The 23744-nt window shown below is 59.5% G+C and carries 20 protein-coding genes and 1 riboswitch; of the genes, 3 read left to right on the top strand and 17 right to left on the bottom strand.

Going from position 1 to position 23744, the window contains the following annotated elements; genetic code table 11:
- Positions 1–36: 36 nt before the first annotated feature.
- Positions 37–2472, bottom strand: a complete 2436-nt coding sequence (pheT, locus tag T518_RS07775; protein WP_036377867.1) for a phenylalanine--tRNA ligase subunit beta — start codon at positions 2470–2472, stop codon at positions 37–39.
- A gap of 15 nt (positions 2473–2487) precedes the next feature.
- A complete protein-coding gene (gene pheS / locus T518_RS07770; protein ID WP_036377866.1) occupies positions 2488–3516 on the bottom strand; it encodes a phenylalanine--tRNA ligase subunit alpha in 1029 nt (342 codons plus the stop codon).
- Between the two features lie 431 nt (positions 3517–3947).
- Between pheS and T518_RS07765 the strand changes: the two genes are divergently transcribed.
- Together T518_RS07765 and T518_RS07760 are read left to right on the top strand one after the other, a co-directional pair.
- Positions 3948–5903: a peptidase U32 family protein gene (locus T518_RS07765; protein ID WP_036377864.1), complete on the top strand. Its 1956-nt coding sequence runs from the start codon at positions 3948–3950 to the stop codon at positions 5901–5903.
- Positions 5904–6023: 120 nt separating this feature from the next.
- Positions 6024–7262, top strand: coding sequence for an aspartate aminotransferase family protein (locus T518_RS07760; protein WP_244881844.1), 1239 nt, complete (start codon positions 6024–6026; stop codon positions 7260–7262).
- A 101-nt stretch (positions 7263–7363) separates the two neighbouring features.
- Here T518_RS07760 and ftsH read toward each other — a convergent pair whose 3' ends face one another.
- The 8 genes from ftsH to T518_RS07720 form a co-directional block, all read right to left on the bottom strand.
- Positions 7364–9343 carry an ATP-dependent zinc metalloprotease FtsH gene (ftsH, locus tag T518_RS07755; RefSeq protein WP_248617171.1) on the bottom strand — a complete coding sequence of 660 codons (1980 nt, stop codon included), beginning with the start codon at positions 9341–9343 and terminating at the stop codon, positions 7364–7366.
- A 53-nt stretch (positions 9344–9396) separates the two neighbouring features.
- Positions 9397–10230, bottom strand: a complete 834-nt coding sequence (locus tag T518_RS07750; RefSeq protein ID WP_036377860.1) for an Asp23/Gls24 family envelope stress response protein — start codon at positions 10228–10230, stop codon at positions 9397–9399.
- A gap of 16 nt (positions 10231–10246) precedes the next feature.
- Positions 10247–11077 (bottom strand): PHP domain-containing protein, encoded by an 831-nt coding sequence (locus T518_RS07745; protein WP_036377859.1) that lies wholly within the window; start codon positions 11075–11077, stop codon positions 10247–10249.
- 47 nt (positions 11078–11124) lie between these two features.
- Complete coding sequence (locus T518_RS07740) at positions 11125–11385, bottom strand: stage V sporulation protein S (RefSeq protein WP_036377856.1); 261 nt, start codon at positions 11383–11385, stop codon at positions 11125–11127.
- Between the two features lie 153 nt (positions 11386–11538).
- On the bottom strand, positions 11539–12324 hold the full coding sequence (locus T518_RS07735) for a TIGR00282 family metallophosphoesterase (RefSeq protein ID WP_172674662.1): 786 nt from the start codon (positions 12322–12324) through the stop codon (positions 11539–11541).
- Positions 12325–12365: 41 nt separating this feature from the next.
- A complete protein-coding gene (locus T518_RS07730; protein WP_051652250.1) occupies positions 12366–12911 on the bottom strand; it encodes a hypothetical protein in 546 nt (181 codons plus the stop codon).
- Between the two features lie 66 nt (positions 12912–12977).
- Entirely contained in the window at positions 12978–14552 is a 1575-nt protein-coding gene (gene rny / locus T518_RS07725) for a ribonuclease Y (protein WP_051652249.1), read from the bottom strand.
- Between the two features lie 204 nt (positions 14553–14756).
- Positions 14757–15206: a CBS domain-containing protein gene (locus T518_RS07720; protein WP_036377852.1), complete on the bottom strand. Its 450-nt coding sequence runs from the start codon at positions 15204–15206 to the stop codon at positions 14757–14759.
- Between the two features lie 251 nt (positions 15207–15457).
- On the opposite strand from T518_RS07720, the gene T518_RS07715 reads away from it, so the two are divergent.
- The gene (locus tag T518_RS07715; protein ID WP_155948107.1) at positions 15458–16540 is read left to right on the top strand and encodes a M48 family metallopeptidase; all 1083 of its coding nucleotides are present in this window, start codon (positions 15458–15460) and stop codon (positions 16538–16540) included.
- 106 nt (positions 16541–16646) lie between these two features.
- On the opposite strand, the gene thiC is transcribed toward T518_RS07715, so the two are convergent.
- The 7 genes from thiC to T518_RS07680 all read right to left on the bottom strand — a co-directional run.
- Complete coding sequence (gene thiC, locus T518_RS07710; protein ID WP_036377846.1) at positions 16647–17954, bottom strand: phosphomethylpyrimidine synthase ThiC; 1308 nt, start codon at positions 17952–17954, stop codon at positions 16647–16649.
- 49 nt (positions 17955–18003) lie between these two features.
- A riboswitch (TPP riboswitch) is annotated at positions 18004–18099 on the bottom strand.
- 87 nt (positions 18100–18186) lie between these two features.
- On the bottom strand, positions 18187–19170 hold the full coding sequence (locus tag T518_RS07705; RefSeq protein WP_036377844.1) for a phenylacetate--CoA ligase family protein: 984 nt from the start codon (positions 19168–19170) through the stop codon (positions 18187–18189).
- Between the two features lie 42 nt (positions 19171–19212).
- Positions 19213–19659 (bottom strand): Hsp20/alpha crystallin family protein, encoded by a 447-nt coding sequence (locus T518_RS07700; RefSeq protein WP_036377842.1) that lies wholly within the window; start codon positions 19657–19659, stop codon positions 19213–19215.
- Positions 19660–19816: 157 nt separating this feature from the next.
- Complete coding sequence (locus T518_RS07695; protein WP_036377840.1) at positions 19817–21274, bottom strand: DUF438 domain-containing protein; 1458 nt, start codon at positions 21272–21274, stop codon at positions 19817–19819.
- Positions 21275–21410: 136 nt separating this feature from the next.
- A complete protein-coding gene (locus T518_RS07690) occupies positions 21411–22661 on the bottom strand; it encodes a radical SAM family protein (protein WP_036377838.1) in 1251 nt (416 codons plus the stop codon).
- Positions 22645–23313, bottom strand: coding sequence for an aminoacyl-tRNA hydrolase (gene pth, locus T518_RS07685; protein WP_036377836.1), 669 nt, complete (start codon positions 23311–23313; stop codon positions 22645–22647). The genes T518_RS07690 and pth overlap by 17 nt, the downstream gene beginning before the upstream one ends.
- Before the next feature lie 190 nt (positions 23314–23503).
- On the bottom strand, positions 23504–23744 hold a 241-nt coding region (locus T518_RS07680; RefSeq protein WP_036376852.1), incomplete at its 5' end, for an IS200/IS605 family transposase.

The raw sequence follows: 23744 nt of genomic DNA, 5'->3' as shown, positions 1-23744 counted from the left end.
CCAGTCATGCTGTCATTCCTGTCATGCTCTTGACGGTCAGGCGCGCAGCTCTGCTGCGAAATGCTTCTCGACAGCCTTGAGGATATTCTTGAAGGCTGCATCGGCTTCTTCATCCGTCAACGTCTTATCCTTCGACTGGAACTGCAGGTTGAAGGCCATGCTCTTCTTGCCCTTTGCGACATGCTCGCCCGTGTAGACGTCGAACAGCGTGACATCCTTGAAGTGCTTGCCGCCGTTCTTCGCGATGACGCGCTCGATATCGGCCGAAGCAACGTCTTCGTCGACGACGATGGCGAGGTCACGCGCAATGGCCGGGTACTTCGGCAGCGACTCGAAGTGGAAGCTCTTGCCCGTGTACTTCATGAGGACCTCGAGGTCCATCTCGAAGAGATAGACCTTCTGCTTGATGCCGAAGTTCTCGGCAGCCTGCGGGTGGAGCTCACCGACAGAAGCAATCACCTCGCGGCCCTTCTTGAAGAGGGCCGTCTTGCCCGGATGCATGGCGAAGTGCTCGCCTGCCTCGACCGTGTACTTCGAGATGCCGAGGGCGCGGAAGAGTTCCTCGACAATGCCCTTCATGTCGAAGAAGTCAACCATCTCATTCCCCTGATTCCAGCCGACTTCCTCGCGGCGGCCCGTGATGAGGCCCGCGACCATCAGGCGCTCCTCCGGCAGTTCCGTCAGCGGCAGCTGTTTCGGCAGGAATACTGGTGCGACGTCGAAGAGCTTGATGTCGTTGTTCTTGCGCGAGAAGTTGCGCACGGCATTCTCCATGATGGAGGTCAAGAGGCACGTGCGGACGAGCGGCGCCTCATCCGTCAGCGGGTTCAGGATGGGGATGGCCTGGCGGAGCGGCGAATCCTCTGGCACGAGCAGTTTGTCGAAGAGATCCGTGCTCGTAAAGGCGAACGACAGCTCTTCCGTCATGCCGAGGCTTGTAAGCGTGTGCTTGATCTTGTCGACAAAGTTCTGCTTCGCGCTCTGCTTGCCCTGGACCATGCGCCCGAAAGGCGTCGTGCTCGCAATATTGTCGAACCCATAGATGCGCGCGACTTCCTCCGAGAGGTCTTCCATGTACGTGCAGTCATTGCGCCACGACGGCACCGTGACATGGTAGCTCTCATTGCCCTTGGCCTCAACCTCAAAGCCCAGCGACGTCAGGATCTTGACCATCTCCTCGCCCGGGATAGCCGTGCCGAGTCGGCGATTGATCTCGTCCGTCGTGTAGTCGATCGTCACCGGCTGCTTCTTATCCGGGTAGCAGTCAACGATGCCCTGCGTGACCGTGCAGGCGCCCATGTCCTGCAACAGCTGGCAGGCGCGCTCGAGTGCGCGCGGCGTATTCGTCACGTCGACGCCGCGCTCGAAGCGGCCCGAAGCCTCCGAGTGCAAGCCGCAGGCGCGCGCCGTGCGGCGGATGCTCGGCCCGTTGAACGACGCAGCTTCGAGCACGACCGTCCGCGTCTTCTCCGTGACCTCTGTCTCAAGGCCGCCCATGATGCCTGCGAGGCCCGCCGGATGCTCTGCATCCGCGATGACGAGCTCCGTGCCCTTGGCAAGGCGCGAGCTGTCGTCGAGCGTGTGGAGATTCTCGCCCGCTTTTGCGAGGCGGGCCGTCAGCGTGTGGCCCGTGATCTCATCGTAGTCGTAGGCGTGCATCGGCTGGCCGAGCTCGATCATGACGAAGTTCGTCACATCGACGACATTGTTGATGGCGCGGATGCCAGCACCCTCGAGGCGCTGCTGCATCCACTCAGGCGACGGGCCGATCTTGACGTTCTTGATGACGCGCGCGCTGAAGCGGTCGCAGAGGTCGCGCGCCTCGATGCCGACCGAGACCATGTCCGCTGCCTTGGCTTCATCATCCTCCTTGCAGGCGATGACCGGCCATTTCGGCTTGTTGCCCGTCAGCACGGCGATCTCGCGCACAAGGCCGATGACACTGAAGCAGTCGCCGCGGTTTGCCGTGAGCTCGAACTCGAGCACAACATCGTCGAGGCCGAGCACATCCTTGGCCGGCACGCCGACCGGCGTGTCCGACGGCAGGATGTAGATGCCGTCCTTCTCTTCCTCCGTCAGCTTCGTGAGGTCGAGGTGGAGTTCACCGGCCGAGCAGAGCATGCCGTTCGACGGCAGCCCGCGCAGCTTGCCCTTCTTGATATGAAGGCCATTCGGAAGATGCGCGCCGATCATCGCGACCGGCACGACTTGGCCCTCTGCCACATTCTGGGCGCCCGTGATGATCTGGACGAGCTCCTTCTCGCCGACATTCATCTGGCAGATCTGGAGGTGATCCGAGTCCGGATGCTTCGTAAGCTTCTCGATGCGGCCCGTGACGACCTTATCGAGTCCTTCATCTGCGCGGATGACGTTCTCGACTGGCACGCCGGCCATCGTGAAGCGATCAGCCAGTTCCTCTGCCGACCAGTCAAAATCGATATAATCCTTCAACCATTTAATGGAAACCTGCATTTTCTATCTCCTCTCTCAGAACTGGCGCAGGAAGCGCATGTCATTGTCGTAGAACAGGCGGAGATCGTCGACGCCGTACGAGAGCATCGCGATGCGCTCCACGCCCATGCCGAAGGCGAAACCGGATACCTTCTTCGGATCATAGCCGCTCATCTCCAGCACATGCGGGTGCACCATGCCGGCGCCGAGGATCTCGAGCCAGCCCGTACCCTTGCAGACCTTGCAGCCCTTGCCGTGGCACATGACGCAGGAGATATCGACCTCCGTCGACGGCTCCGTGAACGGGAAGAAGCTCGGGCGCAGGCGGACCTTGACATCCTCGCTGAAGATCTGGCGCAGGAAGAGCTCAAGCGTGCCCTTGAGGTCAGCGAACGTGATGCCCTCATCGATGACGAGGCCCTCGACCTGCGTGAACATCGGCGAGTGCGTCGCATCGTACTCATCGCGACGATAGACGCGGCCCGGCGCGATCATGCGGATCGGCGCGTTCGGCTCATTCTTCTGCATCGTGCGCGCCTGCACCGGCGACGTCTGCGAGCGCATGAGGATGTCCTCCGTGATGTAGAACGAATCCTGCATGTCGCGTGCCGGATGGTCCTTCGGCAGGTTCAGCGCCTCGAAGTTGTAGTAGTCCTTCTCAATCTCCGGGCCTTCCTCGACAGAGAAGCCCATGCGGAAAAAGATGTCCTTGATGCGCTCGAGCGTCAGCGTCAGCGGATGCAGGTGGCCGAGCGGCTGCTGGCGGCCCGGCAGCGTGACATCGATCTTCTCGCGCTCGAGGCGCTGCTGCATCTCGCGTGCCTTGAGCTCCTCGTTCTTCTGCTGGATCAGCTGTGCAATCTCCGCCTTTGCCTCGTTGACGATCTTGCCGACCTTCGGACGGTCTTCCTTCGCGAGTGCGCCCATGCCGCGCAGGATCGTCGTGAACTCGCCCTTCTTACCGAGGAACTTGACGCGGATGTCATCGAGCTCCGAGAGATTCCCTGCAGCGTTCTTGATAGCCTCGGCAGCCTGTGCCTTCAGCTGTTCAATCTTCTCCTCCATTGTATACCTCCTAAAAACAAAAAACCTCCGCCCCGAAAACGAGGGGCGAAGGTATGATTCGCGGTACCACCCTGATTTATAGCTTCCTTGCGGCTCTAACGCAGCTCTGCGTCCGCCCTTTCCTGCGGAGACTCCGAAGCGAACTTCACCCGTGCACACCATCCTGCTCCCAGTCCAGGCAGGACTCCCTGTCGATGCGCGCTCAGGATACTCTTCTTCATCATCGTCATGATTCTCTTAATATAGCACAATGACGTGGAAAATGCAAATCGTCCTCTTTGCCCCTGCCGCATGCATCGCACATATAAAAGATAGAAATTGATAGAATGGGAAATACCTGATATAATATTGGAAGTCATCTTTTGTCGTAGCTGTTGTTATTCTTGGTTCTATTTTCGAATTCTTTTCAAAAAAGGGAGATTTTTACAACTATGTTACTCAATCGCAAATCGGTAGAGCTCCTGGCCCCGGCCGGCACGTGGGACGCGCTGGTCGCTGGCGTGGAGTCTGGCGCAGATGCTGTCTATCTCGGCGGCAAGCACTTCAACATGCGCATGCACGAGGGCGAGTTCAACTTCGACGATGCGCTCTTGAAGAAGGCCATCGACTACGCGCATGAACACGGCGTGCGCCTCTACATCACGCTCAACAACCTCATCAGCAACGAGGAGATCCCGGCGCTGCGCGAATACCTCGCCTACCTCAACGAAATCCACCCCGACGCACTGCTCGTACAGGATTTCGCGGTGCTCGAGCTCGTGCACGAGATGGGCATCACGATCCCGCTGCACACGTCGGTCATGATGAACACCCACAATGAACATGCCATCGAGAAGCTCAAGGAATACGGTATCACGCGCATCGTCGTCGGCCGTGAGATGACGCTCTCCGAGCTCAGCCTCTTCCGCGAGCGCACGGGCATCGAGGTCGAGTACTTCATGCACGGCGACATGTGCATCAGCGAGTCGGGCCAGTGCATCCACTCAGGCGTGCTCTTCGGCCAGAGCGGCAATCGCGGCCGCTGCCTCAAGCCGTGCCGCTGGGCCTACAAGCTCATCGACGAGAAGACGGGCGAAGTCCTCGACAAAGATGGCCCCGGTGCCTACAAGCTCGCCCTCAAAGACATGTGCATGTACCGCGCCATCCCGCAGCTCATCCAGGCAGGCGTCTTCTCCTTCAAGATTGAAGGCCGCATGCGCCCGGCTGGCTTCATCCGCCGCATCGTCTCGACGTATCGCAAGGCCATCGATGCCTACATCGCAGATCCGAACGGCTACACGACAGATGAAGAGGGCTGGAAGACGCTCTACGACAACCGTGCGCGCGATTTCACGACGACCTTTGCCTTCGGCCAGCCGGGCAAGAAAGACATCGGCTTCACGGGAGAGCGCGAACCCCGTTTCTTCAGCCACGCTGTCAAGGAAGCAGGCTTCCAGGACGAGGTACTGCGCCAGGAACGCGATATCGAGAAAGAAAATGCGGCACACCGCGTGCTCAGTGTGCGCTGCAATACGGTCGAATCGGCCAAGGCAGCTATCCGTAGCGGCGCCGATACGGTCTACGTCGGCGGCGAGGCCTTCCGCCCGCTGCGCCCGTGGAAGCTCGGCGACTACGCAGAGATCCTCGCCTACGCCAAGGGAAAAGCGCGCGTTGTCGTCACGACGCCGCGCACGACGATGCGCCGTGAGTGCGGCGAGCTCGAGCAGTTCTTCACCGCTCTCAGGACCATCCGCCCGGACGGCCTGATGGTCAGCAATCTCGGCTCGCTGAAGCTCGCACAGAGCCTCACGGACCTTCCTGTGCAGGCCGACCTCTCGTTCAACCTCTTCAACCAGCTCGCCGCAAAGTTCCTGAAGGAAAACGGCCTGTCCATGGCCGCGACATCGTACGAGCTCTCATTCGAGCAGCTGCGCGAAATCGTCGAGACGGCAGAACTGCCGCTCGAGACGGTCGTACACGGCTCCTACGAGTCGATGATCTGTGACCATGACTTCCCGGCGATGAGCCTGCCGGAATTCAACGAGCTCGACAACCCGGAGGTCCTCGACCGCCACTACGCGCTCCTCGACACGGCCGGCGAGAAACACGCCATCCGCATTGACCAGTACGGGCGCAATCATCTCTACTTCGCCAAGGACCTCTGCCTCTACCCGTACCTCGCGAAGTTCAACGGGCTCGCCTCCTACCGCATTGAGGCGCAGGACTACACGCCCGAACTCACGGGCCGCGTGACAAAGCTCTACCGCGAGGCGCTCGACGCGCTCGCAGCCGGCAAGAGCGCTGAAGAAGCCTTCGACCACGCAGCGTTCGAGGAAGTAGAGCGCCTGAGCCCGCGCGAGTGGGGAATCGGCACCTATCGCTTCCGCCAGAGCCGCAACTCCATCTGACCGGCACTCGCTTCATCATATACCACGATACATCCATCACATGCATTAGGAGGGTTTCATTTGGCAGAGAAAGCTTACATCGGCCCAAAGGCCATCATCGAGAAGAAGAAGAAGTACATCATGCCCTGCCTCGGCCACTTCTACAAGGAGCCGCGCCAGTTCGTCAAGGGCTCCATGCAATACCTCTACGACAGCGAGGGGCGCAAGTACCTCGACTGCTTCGCAGGCGTATCGGTCATGAACTGCGGCCACTGCAATCCGGAGATCACGAAGAAAGTCCAGGAGCAGGTCGGCACGCTGCAGCACGTCTGCAACATCTACCTGACGGAGAACTTCGTGAATCTCGCCGAAAAGCTCGCCGAAGTGACGCCGGGCAAGCTGCAGAAGACGTTCTTCTGCTCGACCGGCTCAGAGGCCACGGAGGGCGCGCTGCTGCTCGCCTCCATCTACACGGGCAACAACGAGATCATCGCCCTGCGGAACGGCCTGCACGGCCGCACGAAGCTCGGCATGAGCGTGACGGGCATCCAGATGTGGCGCACGGATGAGAATCCTGTCGGCGGCATCCACTTCGCACCGAACCCGTACTGCTACCGCTGCCCGCTCGGCAAGAAGCGCGAGACGTGTGACCTCGCCTGCGCCAACATGGTCGAGGACGTCATCCAGACGTCGACGGCCGGTCATCCCGGCGCCTTCATCGCGGAGACGATCCAGGGCAATGCAGGCATCGTCGTGCCGCCTGAGGGATACTTCCAGCGCGTCAAGGAAATCCTCGCACAGCACAACACGCTCTTCATCGCCGACGAAGTCCAGACGGGCTTTGGACGCACGGGCAGGATGTTTGCCATCGAGAACTTCGGCGTCGTGCCGGACATCATGGCCGTAGCCAAGGCACTCGGCAACGGCGCTCCGATCTCGGCCTTCATCTCGACGGCGGAGATTGCCGATACCTACACGCGCCCAGGCGCCTCGACGCTCGGCGGCAACCCCGTCTCGACGACGGCCGGCCTCGCCGTGCTCGACTACATCGAGAAGCACGACCTCTGCCAGAATGCCAGCGAACGCGGCGAGCAGCTGCGCGCCGGCCTGCGCGAGATCCAGAAGCGCCACGCCATCATCGGCGATATCCGCGGCCTCGGCCTCATGACGGGTGCTGAGTTCGTTCACGCCGACAAGAGCCCTGCTGCCGCAGAGCTCGACGATGTACTCGAGACGCTCAAAGACCGCGGCTTCATCATCGGCAAGAACGGCGTCGCCCGCAACGTCATGGCCTTCCAGCCGCCGCTCGTCATCACGGCAGAAGACATCGACAACGTGCTCAATGCACTCGAGATGGTGCTGACCGAGAAGAAGCTCTGATACGCTTCACTGCACATCTCCGACAATGAAATGAGCCCCGACACAAAGAGGCCGCCCCCATCAACAAGGGGGCGGCCTTTTTGTATCCAGGTCATCATCCTTTATGCGTTATCGTTCTTCACTTCATCGGGATTGGGCTTCGTCTCGCTGCCACGCTCCTCTTCCGGCAGGAAAGCGAGCTTCTTCGCCTTTTCGGCATCCGCCCTGTCATCTTTCGCTTCATCTGCGAGGAGTTTCTGCTCGGCGGCTTCGACCTGCGGTTCTTCCGCTTTGTCACCTTCGAGGATCTTCATGAACTCTTCGCCGGTGATTGTCTCCTTCTCGTAGAGGTAGGAGGCGAGCGCGTCAAGCTTGTCCATGTGGGCCTTCAATAGGCCGATGGCCTTCTCGTGCTGCTTGCGCACGAGCTCGACGACCTTCTTGTCGATCTGCTGCTGCGTGGCAGCAGAGCAGGTCAGGCTCGTGTCGCCGCCGAGGTAGCGGTTATTGACCGTCTCCATGGCGACCATGTCGAATTCCTCGCTCATGCCGTAGCGCGTGATCATCGCACGGGCGAGCTTCGTCGCCTGCTCGATATCATTCGAGGCGCCCGTGCTGACGAGGCCGAACTTGACCTCCTCGGCTGCGCGGCCGGCCGTGAACGTCGCGATCTTGTTCTCGAGCTCCTCGCGGGAGAGAATGTACTTATCCTGCTGCTCGACCTGCATCGTGTAGCCGAGAGCACCTGACGTGCGCGGGATGATGGTGATCTTCTGAACCGGTGCGGAGTGCGACTGCAGAGCCGCGACGAGCGCATGGCCGATCTCGTGATAGGCGACCGTGCGCTTCTCGGCATCCGACAGGATGGCGTTCTTCTTCTGGTAGCCAGCGATGACGACCTCGATGCTCTCCTCGAGATCCGCCTCCGTCACCTCGCTGCGGCCCGAGCGCACAGCGCGCAGAGCGCCCTCGTTGATGATGTTGGCGAGCTCTGCGCCAGAGGCACCGGCGGCCATGCGCGCGATCGTGTGGAAGTTGACATCGTCTGCCATGCGGACCTTTTTTGCATGGACCTTGAGGATATCCTCGCGCCCCTTGAGGTCCGGCAGTTCGACTGGCACGCGGCGGTCAAAGCGGCCCGGGCGCAGTAGCGCCGGGTCGAGAGAATCCGGGCGGTTCGTCGCCGCGAGGATGATGACACCCGTGTTGCCCTCAAAGCCGTCCATCTCGGTCAACAGCTGATTGAGCGTCTGCTCGCGCTCGTCATTGCCCATCGCCGCGCCCGTGCGCTTCTGGCCGATTGCATCGATCTCATCGATGAAGACGATGCACGGCGCCTTCTCCTTGGCCTGCTTGAAGAGATCGCGGACCTTCGAAGCACCCATGCCGACGAACATCTCGACGAACTCCGAGCCGGCAATCGAGAAGAACGGCACATTGGCCTCGCCGGCGACAGCCTTCGCGAGCATCGTCTTGCCGGTGCCCGGAGGGCCGACGAGCAGCACGCCCTTCGGCATCGAGGCGCCGATGCTCGTGTACTTCGCAGGATTGTGCAGATAGTCGACAATCTCGGAGAGGTTCTCCTTGGCCTCATCCTCGCCAGCCACATCACTGAAGTGGATGCCCTCCGACGATGGCACGTATATCTTCGCCTGATTGCCTGAGCCGCCGAACATCATCGAGTTACCCCCTGCCCGGTCCATGATCTTGCGGCTCATATACTGGCCAATGGCGAAGAAAATCAAGAGCGGCAGGATCCAGGCCAGGAAGAAACTCATGAGCGGCGATGTCTCCTCCTTGATATCCTGTGTGAAGGTCGCCCCCGACCCCATCAGTCGCTGCGCCAGCGTCGGATCGTTCATGATGCCGGTCTTGTACTTCTTGTGGTCGTCCTTGACCGTGTAGAGGATCTGGTTCGACTGGATCTCGACGTGGTCGACCGTCTTGTCGTCGATGGACTGCATGAACGTGCTGTAGTCGACCGGCACGATCTGTGCCTGCTCCATGTAAGGCCTGGCCATCTCGTTGAAGAGAAGGATCAGGGCCAAGACGACGATATAGTAAAAAGCCATCGGCTTCTTTGGCGATTTGACTTCTTTCATAGTAGTCACCTCCAGATAAAGAAAAGCCCCCGCAGCCTCTCGCGGGGGCACGATCATGCTCGTACGTAGAGTGTCTTGACGACGATGTCCACCTCGTGGACAATCATGCCGGTCATGAACTCGACATGGCTCGTGACCTTCTCCTGCGCCTGCTTCAAGAGCGTCGGGATGTGGTTGCCGTACGTCAGCACGACGTTGCAGGAGATGCGCAGTCCCTGGTCCTCATCGCCGACGAAGAGGTGCTTGACCTCCACATCGCTGACCTTGCTGAAAGGCCCCTCTGCGAGGATGACGTGGCGCACGATGCCCTTGATGGCCGAATCATCGATGATGAGCTTGCCGTAATAGCTGAAGACCGGCCGCACAATGGACTTCTCGCCGAGGCGGCGGCGCCGCGTCGAGGAACGCTTGAAGAACGACTGCAGCGGATCGATGAGATAGCCGGAGAAATGCGGCTTGAGCTCGATCGTCGGCACAGGGATGATGTGCTTGCCCTGCTTGACGCGGTAGAAGCGCGCCTTCTCCATCTCCGACCGCGTCGCGATGTCCTCGATGCGGATGATCTTCGCGATGGGCGGCAGGCGCAGGGCCTTCGTGATCTTCTGGACCATGTTCTCCGAGGTGCCGAGGATCAGGATGCGGTGCGGCTTCGAGTTCTCGATGGCCTTGCGCACCTCCTCTGCATGACCCGGCAGTACAAAGATAGCCCGGCGGACGGCCATGATCTTGCTCTGCTCCTTCTTGGCAGAGTGGCCCGCCAAGATCTTGCCGTCCTTGATGAGGATGCCATCATCGATGATGGCATCGGCACCATTCTTATGCGCGACAATCAGCGCGCGATGACTCTTTCCGGTCCCACTCGGACCGACTAAGGCAATGACATCCATCTTTTTCCCCTTGCTTTTAGAGTTTCTGGGCCGGGCGGTATAGTTTCTCCGCCCAGCAGTCATCGATGGTGAAGACGCCGAGGTCCTGCGGGTAGCGCGTCGCGAAGCCATGGTAATCTGAGCCGCCCGTCACGAGCAGCTGATAGCGCTTCGCCATGTCGAGATAGCGCGCTGTGTCAGCTTCATCGTGCTGCGGATAGAAGACCTCGAGACCCTCGATGCCGCGGCAACAGAGCTCCTCGACAAGCCTGTCGTCGCCGATAAGCTTCGGGTGCGCGAGCACGGGAGTACCGCCAGCCGCCTTGATGAGGCCGATGATGTCCTCGACCTCGAGGTGATAATGCGGCACATAGGCGGGCTTGCCCTTCATGAGCATCGCTTCAAAGGCATCACGGACCGTCGGGAAATACCCCTTCTTGACGAGGACGCGGCCGATGTGAGAGCGGCTGATGGAACGGCTCGTGCCCGCAATCGTCAGGACCTCTGTCTCACTGATCTCATAGCCGAGATGCTGGAGCTTCTCCACCATCTCGCTGAAGCGCGTCCAGCGCGCCTCTGTGACATCGTTGAGCTTATCGACGAGTTCCCCGTAATAGATGTCGACATTGTATCCCAAGATGTGGATTTCACGCGTCGGATGATGCGCGCTGAACTCTATCCCGGGGATGATGTGTATCCCCCTCGCCGGGTACAGGCCGTTCTCGTAGAGATGGCTGATCCCTTCCACGGTATCGTGGTCCGTGATGGCCATGTACGTGAGGCCAGCCTCCTTCGCCTTTGCCACGAGTTCCTCAGGCGTCAATTTGCCGTCCGAGTACGTCGTGTGCATATGCAGATCACTTGGCATCCTGATTTCACTCCTAAATCGTCTCTTGATCCATCACCAGAGCCGCCTCAGCGGGGCTCCACAATCAGCTTGATTGCCGTGCGCTCTTCCCCGTCGATCTTGATGTCGGTGAAGGCCGGGATGCAGATGAGATCGACGCCGTGTGGTGCGACAAAGCCACGGGCAATCGCGACGGCCTTGACGGCCTGATTGAGCGCACCGGCTCCGATGGCCTGCATCTCCGCACTCCCATTCTCACGGATTACGCCAGCCAATGCGCCGGCAACAGAATTCGGATTCGACTTTGCAGAAACTTTCAAGACTTCCATGATTAGCACGACCTCCTTGTTCACCTACTGCTGGAATATGAATCGCTATGCATGCTGTTATTCATACTATCACTAGTTTCTATTATTCGTCATCGAGTATGGAAATCCTTCTTTTCCCGCGCTATTTCTCAAAAGTGTGTTTGCACTCCGTGCTCAGAGCGCATCTTCCTGCAGCATGATGCGCTCGATGCCGCAGGTCTTATTTGTCGCCGTGTCGATCTCGACGATCAAGGCTGAGTAGACGCAGGGGCCTTCAGCGACATCGAAGCGGACGGGCATGGCCGTCGTGAACTTCTTGAGGATGAGGTCAGTCTTGACGCCGAGCACAGAGTCGCGCGGACCGACCATGCCGAGATCCGTGATATAGGCCGTGCCCTGCGGCAGGATGCGCTCATCGGCTGTCTGCACGTGTGTGTGCGTGCCGACGACGCCGTTGACGCGGCCATCGAGGTACCAGCCCATTGCAATCTTCTCGGACGTCGTCTCTGCATGGAAGTCCAGGAAAATGATGTCGCACTCATCCTGCATCTCGTGCAGGAGCTCCTCGACCTTCTGGAAGGGGCAGTCGAGTGGCGGCATGAAGGCGCGGCCCGAGAGGTTCATGACACCGATGTTCTTCGCCTTGAACGGGTACGAGCACCAGCCCTTGCCAGGCGTGCCCTCTGGATAATTGGCTGGGCGGATCAGGAATGGCTCCTGATCGATGAACTCGAGCACATCCCGCTTGTCCCAGACGTGATTACCCGATGTGATGACATCGGCACCGCCGCGATAGAGCTCATCGAGCGACTTGCGTGTGAAGCCCTTGCCGCCCGCGGAGTTCTCGCCATTGACGATGACGACGTCAATAGCCTTCTCCTTGCGCAGCTTCGGCGTGATCTTGCAGAATGCCCGTCGGCCCGAGTGGCCGATGACATCTCCTACCAGCATGACTTTCAACATATCTCCCTCTTTCTTCTGCACAGCAGCGTATCAGCGCGTCAGCGATTGTAGACGACGACGCGGTCGTTCTCGCGCAGGCCGACCATGTGCATGCGGAAGCGGAACTCCCGTCGCTGGACCTGGTCGAGCATCTGGTCAAGAAGCTCACTCTGCACCGTCGCGAAGTCCTCTTCGAGCTTCTGCAGCGAGTGCTCGTCGACGAGCAGCGCCTTGCCGAAGCGCTCCGTGAACAGGCGTGCGATGAGCGTCAGCTCGTCGCGCTCGAGTGTCATGACATCGCGCTCGACATGGAACATGACCGTCTTTTTCTCGGCAGAGACTTCCTCGACCCAGATGTTGGCGCCGACCTCTTCGTCGGCGACCAGCACGTGGTATGTCTCAATGCTCTCCGAGAGAAGCCGCGCAAAGGCATCGAGCTCGCGTGCGGGGTAATCGCCGCGTACGATGAACTCAAACGTCAGCGTCGAGCGTCGCGGATCGTACGACAAAGAGCTGATCTCCGGATAGCAGACGAGCATCGAAGCCAGGAACTGGATGCCTGCCTTCTCCTCCTCTTTGCTGCGCTGTGATCTGAAACCAAACATGATAGTATCCTCTTAACAGACTGAGGGTCCGGGACAAAGCCCGCACCCTCAGTACAGCAGAACCGTTTATTTTGCATAATCGACGACGCGCGTCTCGCGGATGACCGTGGCCTTGATCTGCCCCGGATACTCGAGCTCGTCTTCGATCTTCTTGACAATGTTATGAGCGAGTGCTGCGGCCTCCGCATCGTCAACCTTGTCCGGCTTGACCATGACACGGATTTCGCGGCCTGCCTGGATGGCAAAGCAGCGCTCGACGCCGTCGAAGGATTCGGCAATCCCCTCGAGGCTCTTGAGGCGCTTGAGATACGACTCAAGGCTCTCGCGGCGTGCACCCGGACGCGCTGCTGAAACAGCGTCAGCAGCCGACACGAGAACCGATTCGACGCTCGTCGCTTCGACATCACCGTGATGCGAGAGGATCGCATTGATGACGTCTTTCGACTCGCGGTACTTGCGGGCGATATCGGCACCGATGGTCGTATGCGAACCCTCGACCTCGTGGTCGATGGCCTTGCCAATATCGTGCAGCAGACCGCCGCGCTTCGCGAGCATGACATCACAGCCGAGCTCAGCTGCCATGACACCGGCGAGGTGCGCGACTTCGATGGAATGATTGAGCACGTTCTGGCCGTAGCTCGTGCGGTAGCGCAGGCGGCCGAGCAGACGGACGAGCTCCGGATGGAGTCCGTGGACGCCCGTCTCGAACGTCGCCTGCTCGCCGGCTTCCTTGATGCGCTGGTCGACTTCGCGTTTCGCCTTCTCGACCATCTCCTCGATGCGGGCCGGATGGATGCGGCCGTCCTGGATGAGCTTCTCGAGCGCAATGCGAGCGATTTCGCGGCGCACCGGGTCGAAGCCCGACAAGATGACAGCTTCCGGCGTGTCGTCGATGATGAGGTCGATGCCTGTCAGCGTCTCGAGCGTGCGGATGTTGCGGCCCTCGCGGCCGATGATGCGCCCCTTCATCTCATCGTTCGGCAGAGCGACGACAGAGACGGTCGTCTCGGCGACGTGGTCGGCAGCGCAGCGCTGGATGGCCGTCGAGAGGATTTCGCGAGCCTTCTTGTCCGACTCATCCTTCACCTGCTGCTCGTACTCCTTGATCTTCATGGCCTTCTCGTGCTTGAGCTCTTCCTCTGCCTCTGCCATGAGAGTCGTGCGGGCTTCCTCTGCCGTCAGGCCCGAGATGCGCTCGAGCTCTGCCTTCTGCTGCTCGTGCATCTCATTGACGGCAGCCTGGCTCTTGTCGAGGCGCGCTTCCTTGCGCGACAAGGATTCTTCGCGCTTCTCGATGGAATCGAGCTTGCGGTCGAGGTTCTCCTCTTTCTGGACGACGCGGCGCTCCTGGCGCTGGAGTTCCGAGCGACGTTCTTTCGTCTCACGGTCGAGTTCCTGGCGCAGGCGATGGATGTCTTCCTTCGCCTCGAGCAGAGCTTCTTTCTTCTTCGTCTCGCCACGCTGGGCTGCATCATCTACAATCCGTTTTGCTTCAGCTTCCGCCGAGCCGATCTGCGACTCCGCCGTGCGCTTGCGCATGACGTAGCCGACACTCGCGCCGACGAATGCTGCTACTATTACCGCTAATATTATTGTAACGATAATATTCACCCCCCTTTTCGTTTTTTTGCTTTCATGCATATTTATATCGGTAGTTGTGACATAACTATACCTTTCTATCTTACAGATTTTTTCCTTTAGTGTCAAGAAAACTCATCGCGCTGGAGAGATGCTGTGAAAATATTTCTGTCAAGAAGAGCATGCAACAAAGAAAATGAGAGGACAAGGAAAAGCCGGCCTCCGCAAAAATCACGGAGACCGGCCTTGATGAAGCGGCAGAGGGAATCACGCGAGCATCATCTTGACGATGTCGCGGCGGCTGACGATGCCGAGCAGATGCTTCTTCTCGTCGAGCACAGGCACGCGCTTGACATGCTTGTTGTAGAGGATCTTCGCCACCTCGCTGACATCATCGTCTGCCTTGACGGAGATGATCTTCTGCGTCATGAGCTGCTCTGCCGAGATGGCCGCGATCTTGCGGAAGGCGTCCTGGTACTCGCGCAGGCCCGAGTAGTAGATGACCGCGCCGAGGATGCAGAGCTCATCCGGCAGTTCCGGCGCAAACTCCTTGCGCACGAGGTCGCCCTCGCTGACAATGCCGCAGACCGTGCCGTCATCGTCCATGACCGGCAGCCCCGAGACATCGTGATCCACGATCGTCTGCGCAATCTCGCGGATCGACGCCTCCTTCTTGACCGTAACGACATCCTTCGTCATGATATCTTTCACCAGCATATGAAACACCTCATTCCTGATTGATGGCACAATACACGAGGAATCACCCTCTTTGCTTAAGGATTCGCTATCTTTCGACGATTTACCTTCCTGTCATAAAATTTTCTGCAAATCACGGTATGCATCTTCCGCCTTTATCTTGTTTTTTCTCACTATTCTCCCTATAATAAAAGTGAACCAGCAAGATCCAGAGGATACATTTTCAAGACAGTCTGATGGCATAGCACCTCAGCAGTGGAAGGATGAGCATTATGAAAATCAAGAAATCCTTGCAGAAACGAATCGTCTCCGTCCTCGCAGCGGGTATGATCATGATTCCCGGCGCGTACGGGCTCGCCCCGGCATCAGTCGCCCATGCGGAGTTTGGGTGGGGAAGCATCATCGGCGCTGGCATTCAGGGCGCGGCAGCGCATGCACAGCTCACAGCGTTCCTCAAGAAGTACAATGACTCCGAAGAAGGCCGCCAGGAGTTCTTCGAGGAGATGAAGAAGCAGTACGGCGTCAACTACAACACCTACTACAACAACAAGATCGACACCATCATGGCGAACCTGACGGCAGCAATCGGCGCGGTCGATCCGACGATCTACGACAAGCCCTACAACTACTTCATCAATCAGGACAAGAGCTTCAATGCCTTCTGTACGCTCGGGCACAACATGAGCATCAACACAGGGCTCTTCAGCGTCCTGACGAATGACGACGAGATTGCCGTCGTGCTCGGCCATGAAATGGGGCATGGCCAGAAGGACCATCCGGCCAAGGGCGCGCGGCGCAGCCTCAACATGTCGATCCTCGGCGCGGCGACAGGTACGGACCTCGGCGTCATCGTGGCGAACGTCATCAACAACCGCAACATCACGAAGCCGATGGAGCGCGAGGCAGATGCGCTGGCCTTCGAGTACATCACCCACTCCAACTACAACCCGGGTGCCTGTGCCGCGGTCTGGCAGCGCGTCATGGATAAGTCCAAAGGACAGGAAAACGTGATGCAGCAATTCCTCTCCGACCATCCATCGGACGGCGACCGCCGCGACGCCTATGCTAAGAAGCTCTACGAGTACAGCAACAAGCACGTGACAGTCAAGGACGGCACGGTCAAGGTCAACGGCAAGGACTTCGTCACGCCAGCTGCCCTCGGTGATATGTCTAGTGCTGAGCGCTCCTACTTCGTTGTCGGCAATCTCGCGGCGGCCTACCACAACGGTCACAACAAGGACGCCGCCTATGTCGACGGCAAGACGGTCATGCTCGGCGTACAGCCCATCATGACCTGCACCTACGACGACGAATCGGCCCAGAAACTCGCCGACCGCCTCAACAAAATCAAATAATTTGCAGATGCACCTACGAAAAAGCTGCTGCCCAGCAATCAGGCAGCAGCTTTTTCATATGCAGTAAATCGTGATAAACGAACACAGCGGGTACCGAAGATTCAAATCAGTCCTGACACGGGCAGTTCTCTTTGTGGAAGTACTTATTGATGATCTCGACAGCGCAGTAGTCGCCGCACATCGAGCAAGCACCTTCGTCTGCCGGATTGCGGGCGCCGCGCTTCTTCTTGGCGAGCTCCGGATCGATGGCGAGTTCCATCTGGCGGTTCCAGTCGAGGACCTTACGCGCCTTGGCCATCTCGAGGTCCCATTCGCGCGCACCCGGCACGCCGCGCACGAGGTCAGCGGCATGGGCGGCGATACGGCTCGTGATGACGCCCGTGTGGACATCCTCGATCGTCGGCAGCGCCAGGTGCTCGGCCGGGGTGACGTAGCAGAGGAAGTCCGCGCCGGAGACAGCGGCGAGCGTGCCGCCGATAGCCGCCGTGATGTGGTCATAGCCCGGTGCGATATCCGTTACAAGAGGTCCAAGCACATAGAACGGCGCGTGGCGGCAGAGGCGCTTCTCGAGCTTCATGTTCGCCTCAATCTGGTCGTACGGCACGTGGCCCGGCCCCTCGACCATGACCTGGACGCCGCGCTTCCAGGCGCGGTCCACGAGCTCGCCGAGCGTGATGAGCTCCGTGAGCTGGCCGCGGTCCGTCGCATCGGCCGTGCAGCCCGGGCGCATGCCGTCGCCGAGGCTGATGGTCACATCGTACTTCTCGCAGATGTCGAGGATGTCGTCGTAGTGCTCGTAGAGTGGGTTCTCCATCTCGTTGTGCAGCATCCAGCCCGCGATGAAGGAGCCGCCGCGGCTCACGATGTCCATGACGCGGCCCTGGCGGCGCATGCGCTCGATGGCGCTGCGCGTGACACCGCAGTGCAGCGTCATGAAGTCCGCGCCGTCCTTGGCCTGCTGCTCGATCGTCTCGAGGATGTCATCATCCGTCATCTCGACGACAGCGCCGTGCTCGCGGATGGAGCGCACCGTCGCCTGATACAGAGGCACTGTGCCGACCATGATCGGCGAATGCTCGATGATGCGCTGACGCGAGATGTCGATGTTGTTGCCCGTCGAGAGGTCCATGACCGCATCGGCGCCGCAGCGCACGGCCTCGTCGAGCTTCTCGAGCTCCGGCTCGATGTCCGGGAAGGTGCTCGACGTGCCGATGTTCGCATTGACCTTGACGCGCAGTCCCTCGCCGACGCCGCGCGGGCGCAGGTTCTCGTGATTGACATTCGCGCAGATGGCAATCGTGCCGTTTGCCACGCGCTCGCGGATTGTCTCGACAGGGATGTGCTCCTCCTGTGCTACAATCTTCATCGCATCGGTGATGCGGCCCTCACGGGCCTGCTGCATTTGTGTCGCCATGTAACAATACCTCCTGAAAAACAAAAGCCGCCCGGCGTACCGGACGGCAAGATATGCTCTGTCACTTCCCTACGCAGGTCTTAACCCAACAGGTTCCAAGGGTCGGAATACTCCTCTCAGCCAGATGGCTCCCCTAGTGAATCGTCTTTTATGCGGTTTTTACCTGCAGAAGCAAGCTTCTCTATCAGTTTATCAGAATTCATCACAAAATGCAACACCTCGAGAGACTGCCTCAAGGCAGGACAAGGCGGAAGCGGCGCATCGTGCGGCCACAGGTGCAAGGCGCGGGAATCGGCTCGACATAGAGGCCCGTGCGCAGGCGCACGAGCGGCATGGCCTCCGCCAGCAGAGTCGTCAGGACGAGCTCACCGGCTGCCTCTGCCGGCTCTCCGGTCTGCGGGTCGATGACCTCGCCCAGCACGAAATCTTCCTGGAGGTGAAAGGCCAGCTCACCAGGCTCACAGGGCAAAAAAGGCGCCGCCGTGCCGAGCTCCGGCAGGGCTAGCATGTGATAGACCCTGGCCGACGTCATCGCCTGCAGCGACGCGGCGAGCTCAGCGCTCGGCGCGCTCTCATGCAGGAAGATGATGCGCGAGAGCGGCAGTTCGCTGAGGCCGCTGCCGCGCTGCAGCAGGGCATCATCGAGTGCAAGCAGGCGCTCAGGCGTACCGATGAGCGTCTCCGGCGTCACGAGATCCAGCTGCTCTGCCCATCGCTCCGGCTCAGTGCCAAGCATCATGGTGGCCGCGCCGATGAACTCGAGCGCATAGTGGACATCCATGATGCGGCTGTCTGCGCCATCGCCGAGCACGGCTGCAAGCGCGGCATTGTGCAGGCCGCAGGCCACGAGGCTCCGCGTCACCAGTTCGATGCGGTGTGCGATATCGCCATTCGTCGCAAAGTGGACGAACGGCTCCCCCTCGCCGCTTGCCGCCCGCATCTGCGAGATGCGCAGCAGGCTCGAGAGCGGCATCGTCAGGAAGTCGAATGATTTCCGGCCCGCAAAATCAACGGCGCTGAGCAGCGGCAAGGCCTGAAGCGCACCCGTCTCCTTCAGCTCCTTCAGCGACTGGCCGTTCACGCCCCGCTCGGCAAACGCCTCGCGGTAATGCGCGCTCTTCTCCGCGGCCCAGCGCAACTGCTTCTGCAGGCGCTTCTCCTGCAGCGCCCGCAGCTCCTCGGGCGCAATCTGTTCCATCGATGGATTGGCAAACAAAGATATCTCTCCTCTTGTCCCGTCGGGCAGCCCGCGGGAATCTCACTGGATATCGAATACGGTCTTATTCGTCTCTGCCGGCTCTTTCGGCAGGACGATGTGAAGCACGCCGTCCTCGAACGAGACGGAGACTTCATCCTTGACAATGCCGTCGATCTCGAAGGTGCGCTCGAAGGTGCCCGTGCGGCGCTCGCGGCAGATGTACTTGACATCCATGTCCACTTCCGGGCGCTCTGCCTTGATCGTCAGGTAGCCCGTGCCATCGTCATACGACACCGTGATCTGCTCCTTGTGGAATCCCGGCAGCTCGGCGAAAATCTCATAGCGGTCCGGCGTGTCGATGACATCGACGCGGAACGACGAAAGTGCCCCACTGACGCGGCCGAGCGGATTGCACGGCTGCTCCGTCATGAAGTCGAGTGCCTTCTCGAGGACCTCACGGCCTCGCTCAGCATTCTCACGGATATTGAAGGGAATCGGTCTGATCATCATAATCGCCTCCAGATTCTTTTGAATCGATATACATGTTCTATCGTTATCCCCATTATACAAGAAATGTGTGAAAATTACAAGAAAAGCCAGCTTCTCTTCTGTGAGAAACTGGCTTTTGCCTTTCTGTCCCCTATCGTCTGCGGAAATCAGAAAATCACTTCTGGAATTTATCGAGAGCCTTCTGGAAGTCCTGGACGAATTCGACCGTACCCATGTACTCGCCATCGTCATCGTAGACGGCCATGTAGCGGACGCCGACAGGGCGGCCCATGATGCGGCGATAGATCTCCATCTGAGTGCGCTTCTTCGCCTTGAAGTCGAGTATCATCTGGCGCACAACGGGGATGATCTCGGGCGGATGGCAGCTGTAGACCTCGCGCCCGAGCGCCGAGAGCGGACGCGAGAAGACCTTGCCCTCGTTGAGGAAGTAGCGCAGGATATCATCCTTGTCGATGAAGGTGATGTCGACGTCGAGAAGCTTCAGGATGCCCTGGAGCTGGCGCAAGGTCAGCTCACCGGTCGGCAGCTTGACCTTGCCCTCGAGGATTTCCGGCTTCATGGCCGATGACGACTGCTGCTTCATCCAGGCCTCTCCCTCTGGCCAGCGCGGCATCGTCTCGACATCGACGAAGGCCATGCCCATCTCGAAGAGGTCGCGGTAGACCATGAACCACTGTTCCTGCGTCAGATAGCGCAGGGAGAGCGGGAAGAGGATGCGGTCTTCCTTGAAGACCATCTCGCGGATGCGCGCGCAGAGCGGCTCGATACGGCCCTTGTAGAGCGGATAGTTCTCGCTGTCCGCCTTGAGTGCCTTCGTGATGACGCCGAGCTCGCGCTTGATCTCGTCATCGACGCCCCACATGACCTGTGACGGACCCGTGACGCCGTAGTCATAGAGCAACGGCATCAAGAGTTCTTCTTTCTTGGCATAGTGCGAGCGCACAGCGTTGAGCGCGGCGATGAGCCCCGTGAGCTTTGCCGCATCCTCCTCGCCGACCATCTCGTGGTGGATGGCGTCGAGGTGGCGGACAAGTGCGTCATTCTCGAGGCGCAGCAGGCTCAGCGGATGGCCCTCGGGCAAGTCGTCTGCCGTCAGGAAGGCCGCTGCAGCGTGCGTCTTCTCAGCCGTCTTGCGCAGCGCTGCCTGCTCCTCGTCCTTGCCGCTCTCCGCACAGTCGTGGAACAGCGCGGAGTGGACGTCGCAGAGGCGCTGGACATCCTTCAGTGGTACGCCGCCCTTGATGAGGTCCTGCTCTGCCTCCGCAATCTCCTCGGCCTTGACGTCCTCGAAGTGGCGCACGAAATCGGCGCGCACCGATTCAAGCGATTCGCCGCCATTGAGTCGCGCGATGTACTCGCGCAGCATGGCCTGGCGCGCCTGTTGCTCAGCGCCCTTCAGGACAAAGCCCTTCGCCTCGAGCGCCGCGCGAATCTTCTCCATCGGGATGCCCTTGACGACAGCGCCGCGCGGCAGCGTCATGATGCTGCCCATGAGCTTCAGGGCAGCGGGCTTCATGATGTCTTGAAAGCCGATTTCCGCGAGGATTTCCTTGAGTTCTGGGTATTCGCGGACGAGCTCCGCTACGCTTTTCTTCAGATCGAGTTCTTTCATCGAGATTGCTCCTTACACTATCCGTACATTATCTATCGTATCATCATGTTGATTCCGTATGCATGAGACTAGTATAGTACAGCAAGCACCGTTTTGTCGTACCATTTGTTACACACCTGTGAGGCACAGCCCTCTCTCATGCTTCGACATAGTGGCTGAAGCTGCCGATGACGAGCTGCGGGAATTCCTCGTGGAGCGCAGCGATGAAGCGGCGCGTGCCGAGAATCTTGCCCTGCGGCTCCGGCATGATGTCGAGGAAGGCATCCGGGTCGATGTTGAGGTTGCGCACCTGGATCATCTGCACGGGCAGCTCGCGGAAGAATTCCTGCCAGGCAGCGAGTTCCTCCTCGCGGTCGTTGAATCCCGGAAAGTAGAGCAGGTTCAACGAGACGTAGACGCCGTGGTCGAGCGCATAGCGGATGGATGCCTTGACATCGGCGAGGTGGTAGCTCGCGCGATAGTAAGCGTCGTAACCTTCCTCGCGCGCGCTGATGATGGAGACGCGCAGCGAATCGAGACCGGCATCGACGATCTTCTTGATGCCCTCGGTCCAGCCCGCATTGGAGTTCATGTTGATCTGGCCCTTCTTCGTCTTCGCGCGGATGAGCTTGATGCCCGCCGCGATGTTGTCAGCCGCCAGCGACGGCTCGCCCTCACAGCCCTGGCCGAAGCTGATGATGCCATCCGGCGCCACCGAGAGGTGGTAGATGCCGACCTCGGCGATTTCCTCTGGCGTCGGGCGGAACTTGATGCGCTCCTGCGGCGACGGGCAGCACTCGGCCGGCTGCAGTGAGATGCAGCCGAAGCAGTTCGCGTTGCAGACCGGCGATGTCGGGATGCCGCACTCCCAGCGGCGGTAGAAGAGGTTCTGCGCCGTGCAGCAGTGCCACTTCAAAGAGCAGCCGCCGACCTGCTCGACGATGCGGTTGCCGGGCAGGTCCTTCTTCGTGCGCTTGACGAGCTTCGCGAGTTCCTTCGTGTTGTAGTGGACCGGGTCCCACTTCTCGTTCTCATCCGTGTAGACGGCCGCACAGTAGAGCTCATCGCGATAGACGACAACAGCCGTGTAGCCGTAGAGCGGTAGGCGCTGTGCCTCCTCTGCCCGCTCGTAAGCCGGCATGTAGAGGCGCGTGTAGCCTGCCGGCAGGATGGCGGCCACGGCGAGGCCGCTGATTGGCATCGTCTCACCGTCCGCGCTCTGGCCGACGGCCAGGCGGTCGGGAAGCAACATGAGGTCCGCGCTCTCCGGCAACGGGATGAGGTCCTCAGGCTTCAGCAGGACATTCATGCGGCCCGTGCGACCCATGCCACGCATGCCCGGCGCGTCGAGGATGTTGCCGTCCTCATCGGCGTAAACGGCCGTGATGGCCTCATTCTGCTTGCTCATGATGTTCCTCCCTTGCCTTTCCTTCTGCTCCGGCTGCTCCTTCGCTCGCTTCTGCGGTCTGTGCCTTCTTGGCCTTTTTCTTCTTCTTGGGGTTGAACTGGTTCATCGCCATGTCGACATCGTGCGTCACGATGCACTCCACCGCAGGGATCAGGTAGTCGATGGCCTCGCGAATCTTCAGCTGGTCCTCCTCCGGGAAGGCAGCGAGCACGTGGTTGACGACAGTCCAGCCCGGCAACGGGCGGCCGATGCCGATGCGCACGCGCGCGAAGTGCTCGTCACCGACATGTGCGAGGACGGACTTGATGCCGTTGTGTCCGCCCGCACTGCCCTTCTTGCGGATGCGGATCGTGCCGGCGGGGATGTCCATGTCGTCGTGCGCGACGATGAGGTCTTCGGGCTCGAGCTTGTACCAGTTCATCAACAGGCCGATGGCACGGCCGCTCTCATTCATATAGGTCTGCGGCTTGACGAGCACGACCTTCTCGGTGCCGATGCGCGCATCCGCGACTTTTGCGTCGAACTTGTCCTTCCAGTCTGACGCCGAGAGTCCCAGCGCATCCGCCAGCGCGTCGACGAACATGAAGCCGACATTATGTCTTGTCTTCGCATACTCCGCACCGGGGTTGCCAAGACCTGCAATGATTTTCATAGTGCAATCGATCTCCTGTATCGTTCTCTTTACTCTAATCTTCGTCTTTCCAGTGTATCACATCTGCCTTTGAAAGACAAAAAACAAATAAATATCCCCCGGCATAGCCGGGGGTTTTATATTTACGGCCTTATAAGGCCTCTGCTTACCAGCTGCGCTTAAAAGCGCTTGTCGGTCCGTCATACGCTTACTATTTCCGGCTACCCGTAAACGGGTCTGTCATATCCAGTACCAACTGTTCCGACATGTAATCTTCCTTCAGCTGGTTCTGAATGTATTCCGTTATTTTCTTTTCGTTCTTGCCTACCGTACTTACATAGTACCCTCGACACCAAAAGCTTCGATTTCTATATTTGTACTTCATATTCCCCCATTTCTCGTAAATCATCAAACTGCTCTTCCCCTTCAAAAAGCCCATAAAATTAGACACG

Origin of the sequence: Mitsuokella jalaludinii DSM 13811 (genome assembly GCF_000702905.1) — a bacterium.
GTDB lineage: Bacteria > Bacillota > Negativicutes > Selenomonadales > Selenomonadaceae > Mitsuokella > Mitsuokella jalaludinii.
This window is presented reverse-complemented; position numbering and strand designations above follow the sequence as displayed.

Bases quoted from the DNA above. Each gene is read 5' to 3' on its own strand.
- T518_RS07765 (WP_036377864.1), top strand. From the start codon at position 3,948: ATGTTACTCAATCGCAAATCGGTAGAGCTCCTGGCCCCGGCCGGCACG.
- ftsH (WP_248617171.1), bottom strand. From the start codon at position 9,343: ATGAAAGAAGTCAAATCGCCAAAGAAGCCGATGGCTTTTTACTATATC.
- T518_RS07690 (WP_036377838.1), bottom strand. From the start codon at position 22,661: ATGAGCAAGCAGAATGAGGCCATCACGGCCGTTTACGCCGATGAGGAC.
- T518_RS07730 (WP_051652250.1), bottom strand. From the start codon at position 12,911: ATGTTTGGTTTCAGATCACAGCGCAGCAAAGAGGAGGAGAAGGCAGGC.
- T518_RS07740 (WP_036377856.1), bottom strand. From the start codon at position 11,385: ATGGAAGTCTTGAAAGTTTCTGCAAAGTCGAATCCGAATTCTGTTGCC.
- pth (WP_036377836.1), bottom strand. From the start codon at position 23,313: ATGAAAATCATTGCAGGTCTTGGCAACCCCGGTGCGGAGTATGCGAAG.
- T518_RS07750 (WP_036377860.1), bottom strand. From the start codon at position 10,230: ATGGATGTCATTGCCTTAGTCGGTCCGAGTGGGACCGGAAAGAGTCAT.
- rny (WP_051652249.1), bottom strand. From the start codon at position 14,552: ATGCATGAAAGCAAAAAAACGAAAAGGGGGGTGAATATTATCGTTACA.
- T518_RS07715 (WP_155948107.1), top strand. From the start codon at position 15,458: ATGAAAATCAAGAAATCCTTGCAGAAACGAATCGTCTCCGTCCTCGCA.
- T518_RS07720 (WP_036377852.1), bottom strand. From the start codon at position 15,206: ATGCTGGTGAAAGATATCATGACGAAGGATGTCGTTACGGTCAAGAAG.
- thiC (WP_036377846.1), bottom strand. From the start codon at position 17,954: ATGGCGACACAAATGCAGCAGGCCCGTGAGGGCCGCATCACCGATGCG.
- pheT (WP_036377867.1), bottom strand. From the start codon at position 2,472: ATGCAGGTTTCCATTAAATGGTTGAAGGATTATATCGATTTTGACTGG.
- T518_RS07700 (WP_036377842.1), bottom strand. From the start codon at position 19,659: ATGATCAGACCGATTCCCTTCAATATCCGTGAGAATGCTGAGCGAGGC.
- T518_RS07760 (WP_244881844.1), top strand. From the start codon at position 6,024: ATGCCCTGCCTCGGCCACTTCTACAAGGAGCCGCGCCAGTTCGTCAAG.
- T518_RS07695 (WP_036377840.1), bottom strand. From the start codon at position 21,274: ATGAAAGAACTCGATCTGAAGAAAAGCGTAGCGGAGCTCGTCCGCGAA.
- pheS (WP_036377866.1), bottom strand. From the start codon at position 3,516: ATGGAGGAGAAGATTGAACAGCTGAAGGCACAGGCTGCCGAGGCTATC.
- T518_RS07745 (WP_036377859.1), bottom strand. From the start codon at position 11,077: ATGCCAAGTGATCTGCATATGCACACGACGTACTCGGACGGCAAATTG.